The 14,760-nt window shown below is 65.0% G+C and carries 8 protein-coding genes; 3 read left to right on the forward strand and 5 right to left on the reverse strand.

Annotated features, from left to right (window positions below; all coding sequences use genetic code 11):
• Positions 1-6: 6 nt before the first annotated feature.
• On the reverse strand, positions 7-1,107 hold the full coding sequence (locus tag BJ122_RS06875) for an anhydro-N-acetylmuramic acid kinase (RefSeq protein WP_110780368.1): 1,101 nt from the start codon (positions 1,105-1,107) through the stop codon (positions 7-9).
• 162 nt (positions 1,108-1,269) lie between these two features.
• Here BJ122_RS06875 and tyrS point away from each other — a divergent pair, with 162 nt between their 5' ends.
• Entirely contained in the window at positions 1,270-2,526 is a 1,257-nt protein-coding gene (gene tyrS / locus BJ122_RS06880) for a tyrosine--tRNA ligase (protein WP_110780369.1), read from the forward strand.
• 249 nt (positions 2,527-2,775) lie between these two features.
• On the opposite strand, the gene BJ122_RS06885 is transcribed toward tyrS, so the two are convergent.
• Positions 2,776-6,420 (reverse strand): YhdP family protein, encoded by a 3,645-nt coding sequence (locus tag BJ122_RS06885; RefSeq protein ID WP_110780370.1) that lies wholly within the window; start codon positions 6,418-6,420, stop codon positions 2,776-2,778.
• Positions 6,421-6,699: 279 nt separating this feature from the next.
• Here BJ122_RS06885 and BJ122_RS06890 point away from each other — a divergent pair, with 279 nt between their 5' ends.
• Both BJ122_RS06890 and BJ122_RS06895 read left to right on the forward strand, forming a co-directional pair.
• Positions 6,700-7,383: a peroxiredoxin gene (locus BJ122_RS06890; protein WP_110780371.1), complete on the forward strand. Its 684-nt coding sequence runs from the start codon at positions 6,700-6,702 to the stop codon at positions 7,381-7,383.
• A 97-nt stretch (positions 7,384-7,480) separates the two neighbouring features.
• On the forward strand, positions 7,481-8,851 hold the full coding sequence (locus BJ122_RS06895; RefSeq protein ID WP_110780372.1) for a peptidoglycan DD-metalloendopeptidase family protein: 1,371 nt from the start codon (positions 7,481-7,483) through the stop codon (positions 8,849-8,851).
• 281 nt (positions 8,852-9,132) lie between these two features.
• On the opposite strand, the gene prfB is transcribed toward BJ122_RS06895, so the two are convergent.
• The 3 genes from prfB to BJ122_RS06910 form a co-directional block, all read right to left on the reverse strand.
• Positions 9,133-10,264 (reverse strand): peptide chain release factor 2 gene (gene prfB, locus BJ122_RS06900; protein ID WP_110780373.1). Its coding sequence is split into 2 segments (ribosomal slippage): positions 9,133-10,194 and positions 10,196-10,264, totalling 1,131 coding nucleotides; the frame shifts between segments, so codons are not numbered across the junction.
• 88 nt (positions 10,265-10,352) lie between these two features.
• The gene (locus BJ122_RS06905; RefSeq protein ID WP_110780374.1) at positions 10,353-12,842 is read right to left on the reverse strand and encodes a penicillin-binding protein 1A; all 2,490 of its coding nucleotides are present in this window, start codon (positions 12,840-12,842) and stop codon (positions 10,353-10,355) included.
• 173 nt (positions 12,843-13,015) lie between these two features.
• Positions 13,016-14,305 carry an N-acetylmuramoyl-L-alanine amidase gene (locus BJ122_RS06910; protein ID WP_110780375.1) on the reverse strand — a complete coding sequence of 430 codons (1,290 nt, stop codon included), beginning with the start codon at positions 14,303-14,305 and terminating at the stop codon, positions 13,016-13,018.
• Between the last annotated feature and the right edge of the window lie 455 nt (positions 14,306-14,760).

A 14,760-nucleotide genomic window follows, 5' to 3' on the forward strand; every position in this document is an offset into this window, starting at 1 on the left:
TCGGCGCTACGGCCGCGCGATCAGGCCGCCGGTGATCGGGATTTTGACCCCGGTGGTCGCCGGATAAGTGAGCGGCAGCCCGCGCAGCGCGCGCACCGCCAAAAATCCAAACGCCTGCGCTTCCAGCGCCTCAGCCGACCAGCCATGCGCGTCCGCGCAGCTCACCGTCGCCGGCGCCAGATAGTCACGCAACATCTGCACCATCACCGGATTGCGGGCGCCGCCGCCGGCGACGATCCAGCTGTGCGGTGGCCGCGGCAACAGCGGCACGATCTTGGCAATCGCCGCCGCGGTGAACGCGGTCAGGGTCGCCGCGCCATCGGCCGGGCTCAGCTCCGGCAGCGTCAGCCTGGCGAACTGGTTGCGATCCAGCGATTTCGGCGGGGCCTGTGCAAAGAACTCCTGCTGCAGCGCCTCATCCAGCCAGCGCTGATCCGGCCGGCCCTGTGCCGCGAGCTGGCCGCCGCGGTCGAACGGCTCGCCGGTGGTTTTCGCGACGAAATCATCGAGCAGCGCGTTGCCGGGGCCGGTGTCGCAGGCGATCAGCAGCTCGCCGTCGATATAGGTGATGTTGGAGACGCCGCCGATATTGAGCACCACGATCGGCCCCGGCAGTTTGAGCGCGCCCGCCAGCGCGCGGTGATAGACCGGCACCAGCGGTGCCCCCTGCCCGCCGGCCGCGACGTCGGCCGCGCGCAGATCGTGCACCACGGGGATGCCGATCGCCTTGGCGAGCTCGGCCGCCGCACCGATCTGCACTGTCAGCTGCTGCGCCGGCCGGTGCAGCACGGTCTGGCCGTGGAAACCGACCAGGTCGATCGCCTGGCGTGCGACCCGTTGCCGCGAAAGAAAGCCCTCGACCGCCTCGTCATGCGCCATGGTGACCATGCGCTCGGCCTCTGCCAGCACGCCGGGCCGGTCCTGGCGGTTGGTCAGCTGGGCTGCGTCCGCCAGCGCCTGCCGCAGCAAGGCGCGCTCCAAATCGCTGTAGGGCCGGTAATCAGAAGGGCCGAGCCGCGTCACCCGCCGGCCGTCGGTCTCGATCAAAGCGACATCGACGCCATCGAGCGAGGTCCCGGACATCAGGCCAAGTGCCGTCATCAGCATGAGCAGAGCTTCCAGCAGGTGGTGCGGACATGGCCGTTCAACCCTTGTCTCACGCAGCCACATCTTATAATGCCACCCGATGCGCTGGGCGGCGTTGCCTTGAGATCGCCCCTCCGTCGTGTCGAAACGGGGGCGACGTAAGAAGATCAGAGTCGCGAAATCATGACTGCATTTAAATCGGACCTCCTCAACCTCCTGCAAAGCCGAGGATTTATCCATCAGATCTCGGATCCGGAGTCGCTGGACGCACTGGCGGCGCGCGGCGAGGTGGTCGCGTATGTGGGCTATGATTGCACCGCGCCGTCACTGCACGTCGGCCATCTGTTGTCGATCATGATGCTGCATTGGCTGCAGGAGACCGGCAACAAGCCGATGGCGCTGATGGGCGGCGGCACCACCCGGGTCGGCGACCCGTCGGGCCGCGACGAGACCCGCAAGATTCTGACCTATGAGCAGATCGACGCCAACAAGGAGACGATCAAGACCACGTTCTCCAAGCTGCTGCGCTTTGGCGAAGGCAAAACCGACGCTAGGATGGTCGACAATGCCGACTGGCTGACCAAGCTCAACTACATCGAGATGCTGCGCGACATCGGCCGTTATTTCTCGGTCAACCGCATGCTGACCATGGACTCGGTGCGGATGCGGCTCGAGCGCGAGCAGGAGCTGTCGTTCATCGAATTCAATTACATGATCCTGCAGTCCTACGACTATGTCGAGCTGGCCAGGCGCCACGGCTGCAATCTGCAGATGGGCGGCTCCGATCAGTGGGGCAACATCGTCACCGGCGTCGATCTCGGCCGCCGCATGGGCACCCATCAGCTGCACGCTTTGACCTGCCCGCTGCTCACCACTGCCTCGGGCGCCAAGATGGGCAAGACCGCGGCCGGTGCGGTCTGGCTGAACGGCGACATGCTGTCGCCCTATGATTACTGGCAGTACTGGCGCAACACCGAGGACGCCGACGTCGAGCGCTTCCTGAAGCTGTTCACGCTGCTGCCGATGGATGAGATCGCGCGGCTCGCCAAGCTGCAGGGCTCGGAAATCAACGAGGCCAAGAAGATCCTGGCGACCGAAGCCGCCGCGCTGATGCACGGCCGCGAGGCAGCCGAGCGCGCCGCCGAGACCGCCCGCACCACGTTTGAGGAAGGCGGCATCGCGCAGGATCTGCCGAGCATCACGATCGCCCGCGCCGAACTCGACGCCGGCATCGGCGTGCTCGCGGCATTCGCGGAAAAGACCAATCTGGTCGCTTCCAATGGCGAAGCGCGGCGCCAGATCAAGGCGGGCGGCCTGCGCGTCAATGACGAACCGGTCACCGACGAGCGCATGGCGCTGACCGGCGCCAACATCAACGCCGACGGCGTGATCAAGCTGTCGTTCGGCAAGAAGAAGCACGTGCTGATCCGCCCGGTGTAAGACCCGAACGGCGAAGTCTTTAAGCTCGATCGCGCCCGCGCGGTCGAGCTTATTCATGCTTGCAAGTGATGAGTGATGGCAGCGATGCGGCGCTACTTCTCACTACTCATGCCAACGGCGATCGATAGCAACCCCTCCGCACGTCATGGCCGGGCTCGTCCCGGCCATCCACGTCTTTGATATTGCAGCGATTCAAGGCGTGGATACCCGCGACAAAGCGCGGGCATGACGTGGTCTTCGCGATCCCGGCTAATTATTGGGGCTGGGAAACTCGTTCGGGTTGTTCTGACGCCCGGTGCCGAATTCAAAAATCTTGCGCAGCACGCCCGGCGCCATCGCCGAGATCGGATTGACGCGCAGCACCGGCGAGCCCGGTGTTCCCACCACTTCGTAAGTGACGCCGATCAGTCCCTCATTGCTGCCGCCGCCCAGGAACAGCCCGACCACCGGGATTTGCCCAAACATGTTGTTGAGGCCGTACATCGGCACGAACGTGCCGCTCATCCGCACCTGATTGCCCGGATAATCGATGCTGCCTTCAATGGTGGCGCCGATCATCGGCCCCTTCACCACGCCTTCGCGAATGGTGAGCTGGCCGTTTTGCCGGGTGAATTCGGCGCGCAACCGTGAAAATGCCAGTCCCGAATTCGCGCCCTGATTGGCGCCCTGGGCGCCGCTGGCGACCACGCGGTCGAGCTGGGTTTCGCCTTTCACGGTGAAGTCGCGGACGTTGAGCAGACCTTCGCGCTCGCGCGGGTCTGACACCGGCGGGTCCATCGCCAGCGACAGCTGGCCGCCATACATCTTGCCGTAGGTGTCGGTGAACCGGAAGAACGAGCCTGCGTCATTGGTCTCAAGATAGATCACTTCGCGGCCCTGCACGCGGCCGCGCAGATCGCCGGTCAGCGAGGTATCGCGGCCCAGCTTGCCGTTGAGCGCAAAGCTGCGGATCGCACCATTGCGGCGCGACAGCTTGGCATCGACGCTGCGCAGCGTCTCGCCGAAATAGCCGGCGACCACGCCGAGCTTGACGTCGATATCGACATCGAACGCCTTGGACTTGCTCTTGGCGTCGTTGTCGCGCCCGGAGATCGCCGATTTGATGAAGCCGCGGCCGTCGAACACGTCGCCGCGCATCGTCACCTTCATCACGCCGTCCGGCGCGCGCTCAGCTTTCAGCGTCGCCTTATCGCCTTCCGAGGGCGCGTAGTTCGGGAAGTTGGCGTTGACCAGATCACCATTCTCGTCGACTTCCAGCGCGCCCTTGATGTTGGCGCCGGCGCCTTCGATCACGATGTCCTCAAACCGGGTGGCCTGCGGCCGCTGCAGCAGAGTGAACACCGCGCGGCTCGACTTGCCCTGCGCCTTGACCCAGCCCGGCAGCACATTGTCGACCTTGGCCGCAGTCAGATCAGCATCGATGCCGAGCCGGGTTTCGCGATCCGGTTCGCTGATCTTGCCCGACAGCTTGACCGGAATGGCGCCGCTCAGGCCGCTGCCGAGATCAAAACCGAGCCGCGCGCGGCTGGCGTCATCGAGCGTGGCCTGCAGCTTGACCTCGGCGTCGCCTTCGCTCGGCTTGCGATATTCCAGCGCGGCGGCCTGGCCGTTGATCTTGACGTCGCCCTTGATCTGAAAGCCCTGGGTGTTGGCCACCACTTTCAGGGCATTCGCCTCGAGCTTCTGGTTCATCACCAGCTTCTCGGCGGAAAAATTGGTGAGATCGGCGGTCACCGCGTAGCTGGTGTCGGCCTTGGTCAGCTCGCGCTTGATCGGCATGCCCATCGCGACCTGCGCCGCCACCATGCCTTTGCTGGTGTTGGGGTCGATCAACGCGCCGCCGACATCGCTGAGCCGATCCGAGGCCAGGATTTCGGCAACCGCCGCGACCTGCCCTTCGACCCGGAACTTGACCTTCGCCGGTGCCGGCTTCGGCGCCATGTCGGGCACCTCGAACACGATGTCCGACATCGTCAGCCGCCGGCCCTGCGCGGTATCAGCCACCGCCTGGCCGATCGTGACCGTCGCCGTGCGCCCGGTCACCATAGCCTTGAGATCGCCCTCGCGGATCGCCGGCATCTCGTCGACCGGACGGATCATCGCGCCGGTGGCGACGATGTTGACCGCGAGCCCCTCATCCGGGATCGGCGGGCCGCGCCGCGACAGATTCTTGAACGGCGAGTTGACGGCGATATCGATGCGCTGGATGGCGCCGCGCGCAATCCGCTCGATCACCCATTCGCGCAGTTCCGGCACGATCAGGATCGGCCACATGCGCTTCAGGGCGCCGACCGACATCGGCGTGCCGGTGAAACCCAGCGTCAGACGCGGTTCGCCGGCATAGTCGATGAAGCCGCTACCGGCGACACCGATCTCGCCATTGCTGATATTGGCCTGGGTGATAGTCATGCGGTGCGCGTCGGTGTCGAAGCGGATGCCGATCGCGATCCGATTGAAGATCAGCGGCGGCTCCTGCTCCGAGCCGGGCAGCACGATGGTGCCGCCGCTCAGACCCAGCTGCCAGTCGTTGGAGCGATCATTGGGCGGCTCGAGATGGGCGAGCAGCGTGACGCGATTGCCGCCAGCCACCACTTTGAACGGCGCAACCAGCACCCGCCGGCCGGCATCCCATTCGACGCTGAGCTCGGCCTGATCGATCGGCATCGGATATTCCGGGGTATCGAGGTCGGTGATGTGCCCGGCCCCGGCCACTAGTTTGCCGCGGAAGAAGGTCGGCACGCCGTCGCGGCCGAGTTCGCCCTTCAATTCGCCGCTGAGCGGCAGATCGGCGGTGTAGGTGAAATCCTTCAGCCGCAGCGCCAGCAAAATGGTCTTGGTGGAGACATTGTTGGCGCGCAGCTCCACCGGGCGCACGCCATTGGTCTGCGGTCCGACCGCAACGCGCAGCGACCAGGCGCGCTTGGGATCATCGCCAGCCTCCGCCTCCTCGCCGACACTCATGACAATGCCGCCGCCGCTCGGCCGGCGCAGGCTCAGCGCGACGTTCTCGAAGGTCAGGCGGTTGCCGCTCTGCTGATCATCGACAATCAGATTGCCGCTCTTGAGGCCGATTTCGTTGAGGTTCTGGCCATCCAGACCGCTGAGATTGAGGCTATCGAGCCAATCCAGCCCGGCCAGCAGGCTGGCAAAGGCTTCGTCGCGGCCATGCGTCCGGACCGCGGTCGCGGGTGCGCCCGGCGATGGCGTTGCGGCCGGGGTGCTGGGCGTCGCGGCGGGCGGCGGTATCACTGTCTTGGCGATACCGGTCGCCAGCGGCCGCGCCGTGTCGCCGGTCGAAACCGTCACCTCGCCATCCGGGGTGATGCGAATCGCGAGCTCGGCATCGACCAGCTTCAGGCTCTCGGCGCGCAGCCGGCCCATCAGCAGTGCAGCGCCGGACAGCCGGACCTCGGCTTTCGGCGCGGTGGCGACAATGGCGCGTTCGCGGTCCCGCACCACGATATTGCGGATGCGCACCGCGACCCGAATCCGGCCGGCGCGCTCGATCTGGGTGCCGCCGATTTCGACGGTGTTGCCATTGCCGAGGTTTTGTTCGATCGCGGCCACCAGCCATGGCGTCGCCAGATCGAGACCGATCGGCCCGGCACCGAGCCGCAGCCACAGGCCGCCAAAGCAGGCGGTAAACAGCGCACCGAGCACGGTGACGGACAGCACGATGCGCGGCAGCCAGCGGCCGCTGCTCAGCCAGCTGACCAGCGAATTGGTGCCGTCGGCGAAACGATGGAGCCGCGCCTGCGGGCTCGACAGCAGCATCCGTGCGCGCTGCGAGCCGTCTTCATCATGGTGATGATCGGGCCAGCCGTGCTCATGCCAACCATCGGGCTCGGATTCGGCACGGGGATGCGGCGTGGGGGGCGGCTCAGTCCTTGGCATAGGCTCTCAATGGGAGCGCGTGCGCGACGCCTGATTGTCCTTCGGCATATGCCCGCTGCCACGCTCCCCGCGCAGCTATCGCGGCCCTGCTGCCAATCCTCGTTCGATTACGAATGTGCATCTCCCGGCCCCGTGAGCCTTGCTCGCAACGGGGACTGCTGGTCACGAATCCGGTGGACCATACCCCGACGCCTACGCGCTTGCCCAGATGCACCTGATTGCCACCACGTCGGTGAACCGGCGATTATTGGCCCGCGGAAAGCGACGAAAGGAAGGCGCATGACCAAGCAACCGCGTAACAATCATTCTAGTTCCGGCGCGACAGCCAAAGCAGCGGCGCCGCGCAGCAGCCGCAGCAAGACGGCCGCGCCGCGCAAGACTGCCAAAAAGGTGGCGGCCGATGACGCGCCAGCGAAGCGCAAGACAGCCTTGGCCTCAGCGTCGCAGGGCGCCGGCGCCAAATCGTCAAAGAGCGCCGCGGCTCCTGCGGCGAGCGGCGCGCTGGCGGAGGGCGACCGCGCTCCAAGCTTCTCGTTGCCACGCGATCGCGGCGGCACGATCGGCCTTGCCGATTTTGCCGGGCGCCAATTGGTGGTGTTCTTCTATCCGCGTGCCGGCACCTCCGGCTGCACGCGCGAGGCGGTCGATTTCACCCGGCTGGCGGCGGAGTTTGAGCGGGCCAACACCGCGCTGCTGGGCGTCTCCGCCGATCCGCCGGCCGCGCAGGACAAGTTCCGCGACAAGTATCAACTGACCATGCCGCTCGGCTCCGACGAGCGCCACGCCATGCTGCAAGCCTACGGCGCCTGGGGCGAAAAAAGCCTGTACGGCAAGAAGTTCGAGGGCATCATTCGCACCACGGTGTTGATCGGCACCGATGGTCGCGTCAAACGCCTCTGGCGCAAAGTCAAAGTCGATGGCCACGCTGAAGCTGTTCTTGCCGCAGCAAAAATGCAGCCGTGAGCGGCTGGTCTTACCCGAATGTTAACTATGAGGGGGTCAAATCCGCCGGCGAACTAAGCCGGCGGATCTGTATTCCGACCGGCGCCTGGAAGCCAAGATGCCTCACCGTTCCGGTCCTCCTCCTCAACCCATGCCGCACTATGGCCAGCACCATGGCCGTCCGCCGCAGCGTTACCCGGCCTCTGCCCATCCGCGCCACGCGGTCGCCGCGGCACCTGGCGGTTACGCGATCGTTCATGCCGGCAGGCAGGTGCGGATCGGGCCGGTGCTGTTCTGGATCGTGGTCGGCTCGGTGGTGCTGCTCGCGCTGTGGACGGCGGCGACCGCGACTTATTTCGCGTTCCGCGACGACGTACTGACCCGGTTGATCGCGCGTCAGGCCGAGATGCAATACGCCTATGAGGACCGCATCGCCGAGCTGCGCGCCAAGGTCGATCGCACCACCAGCCGGCAGCTGCTTGATCAGGAACAGTTCGACCAAAAGCTCGAACAAGTGATGCGTCGCCAGAGCCTCTTGGAGTCGCGCACCAACGCGCTCGGCACGCTGCCGGACGTCGGCATTACCGGCTCGATCGGCAAGCCAGCGCGCCAAGCCCCGATCACCGATTTTGGCAGCTCCAGCATCCCCAAACCGTCGCCGATCAGCGACACCGTGATCTTCGTGGCGCCGCCCGACCGGGAAGCCCGGTTGGAATCCCGCACCCCGAATCGCATTGCCGCCGGCCCGACCCAACTGGCCAAGAACGCCGGCGTCGACAACGTCATCACCAAGCTGCAACGCTCGCTCGATCAGATCGAAAGCCGGCAGGTCGCCGTGCTCAACGTGGTCGAGGAGAGTTTTGAAAGCCGGGCGCGACGCATGCGCGGCGTGCTCAGCGACCTCGGCCTCAATGTTGCGCAGATGGAAGCCGCGACACCGCGCGGCGGCATCGGCGGGCCATTCGTGCCGGTCAAGACGCCGTCCAGCAACAGCGCCAGCTTCGAGAAGCAGCTGTATCGCATCAACATCTCGCGCGCCCAGGTCGAGCGGCTCAACCGCACCCTGGCGCTGGTGCCGTACCGCAAGCCGGTGGTCGGCGAAGTGGAATTCAGCTCCGGCTTCGGCGTGCGCACCGACCCGTTCCTTGGCCGTCCGGCGATGCATACCGGCCTCGATTTCCGCGGCAGCATGGGCGATCCGGTCCGCGCCACCGCGCAGGGCAAAGTGGTCGGCGCCGGCTGGAGCGGCGGCTATGGCCGCATGGTCGAGATCGACCATGGCAACGGCCTGACCACCCGCTACGGCCACCTGTCCGCGATCAACGTCAAGGTCGGCGACGTCATCAAGATCGGCCAGATCGTCGGCGCCGTCGGCTCGACCGGCCGCTCGACCGGCCCGCATCTGCATTACGAAACCCGCATCGACGGCGAGCCTGTCGATCCGCAGAAGTTTTTGCGCGCAGGCGTGCGGCTCGGCGGCGCGGGTTAGTCACGCCACGGCGATTGATACCAACCACTCTGCAAGTCATGGTGGCCGGGCTCGTCCCGGCCATCTACGTCTGTGATTGAGCTGAGCTGTTAAGACGTGGATGCGGCGACAAGCGCGGGCATGACGGGTCTCGCCGGCATCAATCAGCGCCCGTTATAGAAAAAGCGCGCGGCGGGCGATCACAACCCGTCGCGACGTCAGATTCAAACTACAAGCTGATCGACAAACGCCAACGCGATTGCCGTTGCTACACAGGCAATCGCGTCAGCTAGTAAGCGTGATTAATCCACGTCCTCAACGCTGCCCGGCCCGCCGCCGAAGGCGCGCTGTGCCAGCGTTGCGGCCATGAACTCGTCGAGATCGCCGTCGAGCACGCCGGCGGTGTCCGAGGTCTGCACCCCGGTGCGCAGGTCCTTGACCATCTGATAGGGCTGCAGCACGTAGGAGCGGATCTGGTGACCCCAGCCGATATCGGTCTTGGCGGCTTGGTCGGCGGCGGCCTTTTCCTCGCGCTTCTTCAGCTCGATCTCATACAGCCGCGCGCGCAGCATGTCCCACGCCTGGGCGCGGTTCTTATGCTGCGAACGGCCGGCCTGACACACCACCGCGACGCCGGTCGGAATGTGCGTGAGCCGCACCGCCGATTCGGTCTTGTTGACGTGCTGACCGCCCGCGCCGCCCGAGCGCATGGTGTCGACGCGAACATCGCTCTCGTTGATGTCGATCTTGATCGAGGTGTCGACCACCGGGAAGATCTGCACGCTCGAAAACGAGGTGTGACGGCGCGCGTTGGAATCGTAAGGCGAAATCCGCACCAGGCGGTGCACGCCGGCCTCGGTCTTCAGCCAGCCATAGGCGTTGTGGCCGGAGATCTGGATGGTCGCCGACTTGATACCAGCCTCTTCGCCCTCGGTCTCTTCGAGATACTCGATCTTGAAGCCGCGCTTTTCAGCCCAGCGCACATACATGCGCAGCAGCATCGACGCCCAATCCTGGCTCTCGGTGCCGCCGGCGCCGGCGTGGACTTCGAGATAGGTGTCGAACCGATCGGCTTCGCCGGACAGCAGCGCTTCCAGCTCGCGCCGCGCCACTTCCTTCTTCAAAGCTTTCAAGGCGGCTTCGGCTTCGGCCACGACGGCATCGTCGCCCTCGGCCTCGCCGAGTTCGATCATGCCGACATTGTCCTCAAGCTCGTTTTCGACCTTGCCGATGCCGGCCAGCGCATCCTCAAGCGAGGTACGCTCCTGCATCAGTTTTTGGGCCTTTTGCGGATCGTTCCAGAGCTCGGGGTCTTCAGCGAGCTTGTTCAGCTCAGCGAGGCGTGCAGTGGCTTGGTCGACGTCAAAGATGCCTCCTCAGCAGCCCGACTGACTGCTTGATCTCTTCGACGAGCCTTTCGATTTCGGCGCGCATGGGAACTCTATATTGCGAGGGATCGCGTGAAGCGATGTGTTGCCTGCGGTGTAACGACGACTGCGGCAAAGCGCAATCGTCGAGATCGTCAATACAACCCGCCGGTGCCGGGACGCAGAATCATGCGATCGGCTTCAGGCGGCACCGTCACCGAGCGGCCATCGGCATCGGCAACACCGATCACCGAGTAATTGTCCGGCGGCGCGGTGCCCGGCTTGAACGCCTCAAGAATGGTGCGGCCGCTTTCGGGGCCGGCACGCATGCCGCTCTTGGCGTCGACGCGGATCAGCTTGATGCCGGCCGGCACGCGGAACGGCACCGCCGGCTTGTCGGCCAGCGCCAATTTCAGGAAATCCTTGGCGATCGGCGCCGCCAGATGACCGCCGGTCATGCCGCGGCCGAGATTGCGCGGCTTGTCGTAGCCGACATAGATGCCCACCACCACATCGGGCGAGAAGCCGATGAACCAAGCGTCCTTCTCGTCATTGGTGGTGCCGGTCTTGCCGGCAATCGGCTTGCCGACCTCGCGGATCACGGTCGCGGTACCGCCCTGCACCACGCCTTCCATCATCGAGGTGATCTGATAGGCGGTCATCGCGTCCAGCACCTGCTCGCGGCGGTCAACGAGCTGCGGTTCGGCCTGGTTCTTCCAGCCCTCCGGCGCCTCGCAGCCGCGGCATTCGCGCTGGTCGTGCCTAAAGATGGTGCGGCCGTAGCGGTCCTGGATCCGGTCGATCAGCGTCGGCTTCACCCGGCGGCCGCCATTGGCGAACATCGAATAGGCAGTGACCATGCGCATCACCGTGGTCTCGCCGGCGCCGAGTGCGTAGGAGAGATAGTTGGGCAGATCGTCATAGACCCCGAAGCGCTTGGCGTATTCGCCGATCAGCGGCATGCCGATATCCTGCGCCAGCCGCACCGTCACGGTGTTGAGCGAGCGCTGCAGCGCGTTGCGCAGCGTGGTCGGGCCATAATACTTGCCGGTCGAGTAGTTCTCCGGACGCCAAACCCCGATGCCCTGGCCCTGATCGATTTCGATCGGCGCGTCGATCACCACGGTCGAAGGCGTGTAGCCATTATCCATCGCCGCCGAATAGACCAGCGGCTTGAACGACGAGCCCGGCTGCCGATAGGCCTGGGTGGCGCGGTTGAACTGGCTCTGGTCGAACGAGAAGCCGCCGACCATCGCCAGCACGCGCCCGGTCCACGGGTCCATCACCACCATGGCGCCAGACACTTCCGGCAGCTGCCGCAGCCGGTACTGACCCTCGACGCGCGAACCGTCCTTGTTGACCAGCGGGTCGGCATAGATGATGTCGCCCGGCGACAGCACCTGCGACACCGAGCTCGGGGTTTTGCCGCGGCCCGGCCCGGAAGCAGCCTTTGCCCAACGCACGCCATCAAGCGTGATCAGGCCGATCTGGCGCTCCTTGGAGACGGCACCGCCGAGTTCGCGCCCTGGCTGAAAGCCGATTCGAGCCGAGTGGTCCGAGGTCTCCAGCACCACGGCCATGCGCCAGGGCGAGACGTCGGACAGCGATTTCACGTCGGCGAGTTTGAGCCCCCAATCGCCGGACACGTCGATCTTGTTGACCGGGCCACGCCAGCCCTGAGCTTCGTCATAACGCACCAAGCCCGCGGTCATGGTCTGACGCGCGAACACCTGCAGCTTAGGATCGAGCGTGGTACGGACCGACAGCCCGCCTTCATACAGCTTCTTCTCGCCATAGCGCTCGAACACATCGCGCCGCACCTCCTCGGCAAAATATTCGCCGGCGAAAGTGTGCGCCGCATTGGCACGGCTGGTGACGGCGAGCGGGTCCTTGCGCGCCTTGTCGGCGTCGGCCTGCTTGATCCAGCCGTTCTCCATCAGCCGGTCGAGCACGTAATTGCGGCGCTCAATGGCGCGGTCGCGGTTGCGGACCGGATGCAGCGCCGCCGGCGCCTTGGGCAGCGCAGCGAGATAGGCGGCTTCGGCGACGGTCAGCTCGTTGACCGACTTGTCGAAATAGACCAGCGAAGCCGCGGCGATGCCATAGGCACCGAGCCCGAGATAAATCTCGTTCAGATACAGTTCGAGGATGCGGTCCTTGGAATAGGCCCGCTCGATCCGCATCGCCAGCAGCGCTTCCTTGATTTTGCGGGTGAACGACACCTCGTTGGTCAGCAGGAAGTTTTTCGCGACCTGCTGGGTGATGGTCGAGGCGCCCTGCGGCCGGCGATTCGAGCCGATGTTCTGGGCATAGAGCAGCGCGGCGCGCGCCAAGCCCTGATAATCGATGCCGCCGTGCTCATAGAAATTCTTGTCTTCGGCGGCGAGGAAGGCGTTGATCACCATCTTCGGCACCGCCTGGATCGGCAGATACAGCCGGCGCTCGCGCGAATATTCGCCGAGCAGCGAACCGTCGGCCGCATGCACGCGGGTCATCACCGGCGGCTCGTAGTCCTGCAACTGCGAATAATCTGGCAGGTCCTTCGAGTAGTGCCAGATCAGCCCGGCGACTGCCGCAACGCCGACCAGGAACACGATGGTTCCAACGGCGAACAGGAAGCCCATAAACCGAAACAGCAATCGCATTATCGAGATTCCGATCCAACCCGGGTCTAATCCCGGTCTGTCGCGCGCCGACTGGCCAAAACCCGGCAGCAGCCCCCGAAAACCGGGCGCTTGTCATGGCAGCCGACATCAATCGCGCGCGTCGCCTTTGTATAGGAGACGCTGTGGCCAAACTAGGGCTTAGCCACGGTTTTTCAGTTGGGATTGGCGGTCGTCGAGACCACCCGTTTGCCGAAGAAGCCATCGACCGCCTGCGCCACCGCGCCCACGGTCTTGCTGCGCCAATCCTCGGAAACCAGGTGCTTGAGGTCGCCCTTGTTGGTGACATAACCAAGCTCGATCAGCACCGAGGGCACGTCCGGCGCCTTCAACACCCTGAATCCTGCCGACTTGAGCGGCCGCTTGTGCATGCGTGCTGCCTGTTTCATTTCGGCGACCAGAATGCGGGCGAAGCGGTTCGAGAAGGTTTTGGTCTCGCGCTGCGCGAGGTCGATCAGAATGTCGGCGACCTCGGTTGGTTCCTCGGTGAGGTTGACGCCGCCGATCGCGTCCGCCTTGTTTTCGGCGTCGGCCAGCCGCTGCGCCTCGGCGTCCGACGCCTTGTCGGACAGGGTGTAAACGGTGGCGCCCTGGGCATCGCCCTCGCCGCGCGGCAAAGCGTCGGCATGGATCGAGACGAACAGCGCCGCGGAATTGTTGCGCGCCACCCGCACCCGATCGGCCAGCGGAATAAAGGTGTCGTCGGTGCGCGTCATCACCACCCGGTATTTTCCGGATTTCTCGATCTGGTCGCGCAGCGCCAGCGCGAAATCCAGCACCAGCACCTTCTCTGATTCGCCGCTGGCGGCCTGGGTACCGTTGTCGATGCCGCCATGGCCGGGATCGAGCACCACCACCGGGCGATCATCCGGCACTGGCATCGGCACCGGCGCGTCGGCGGCGTTACCGTCGCTGGCGCCGACCGCGGCGCGCAGTTGCGGCCGATCCTCGGACGCCAGCGCTTGCACGAACGCGGTGCGGTCGACCGTTTCCAGTTCCAGCACCAGCCGCGGCGGCTGGCCGTTGGCAGCGCCGAGCACATAAGATTTTTCGACTTTGGCCGGCCCGGTCAGATCGAGCACGATGCGCGAGCCGCCCGGCATCACCAGCCCATAGCGGAATGCCTTGATCAGCCCGCGGCCCTGGGTTCCGGTCCCGGCCGGCAACCGGAAATTGACCTGCGGCAGGTCGATCACCACCCGATACGGATCGGCAAGCACGAAGGCGCGCTGCTGCACCTCTTTGTCGAGATCGAGAATGAAGCGCGTCTGCCGTTCGTCGCCGGCGAGCCTCGCCTCCGATACCACCGGGAAGCTGGCATGGATCGCGCCGGTCGACTCCTGATCGTCAGCCAACGCCAAGCGCGGCGGCGCGAGAAAGGCTGCAACCAACGCCAATCCCAGGACCGCTCCCAACACAAATTTATGATTTGCGCGGCGAGCCAACGATTCCTCTCTCTTCGTGAGGGTGCTTATTGCATTAGAAGTGTACGGTTAACTCGAGTTTAAGCGGCAACGGGTGATTCAGATAGGGCGATATCCTCGTGTGACGCCTCGCTTGCCAGCGCTAGGCATTCGACGTATGTACGAGGAGCTGACGGTATTAACTCACGGTTGCGTCGCATTAGACCTCTTGGCGCACGCCAACACCTCTGCAGTTTTTTCGGCTGAGGTGTTGCGGTTTCCGCCCCCTTCCCGGCAAGCGCAGCGCGCGGCCGGGGTTAGAGCGGCGGTTGATCCAAGGGGTGTCCGATCCCGGTCCCAACAGCACCAGGGACGTTGTGCGGCACGACATGACCAACGATTTCGGCCTTAGGGCCGCGATTTGCGAAAGCCGGCGAAGCGCTTCGGCGCACAACCGCCGTTCAGCAAAACCAGGCGGCCCCCGCCGCCACTCTGAT

It is taken from the genome of Rhodopseudomonas faecalis, from assembly GCF_003217325.1.
Lineage (GTDB): Bacteria > Pseudomonadota > Alphaproteobacteria > Rhizobiales > Xanthobacteraceae > Rhodopseudomonas > Rhodopseudomonas faecalis.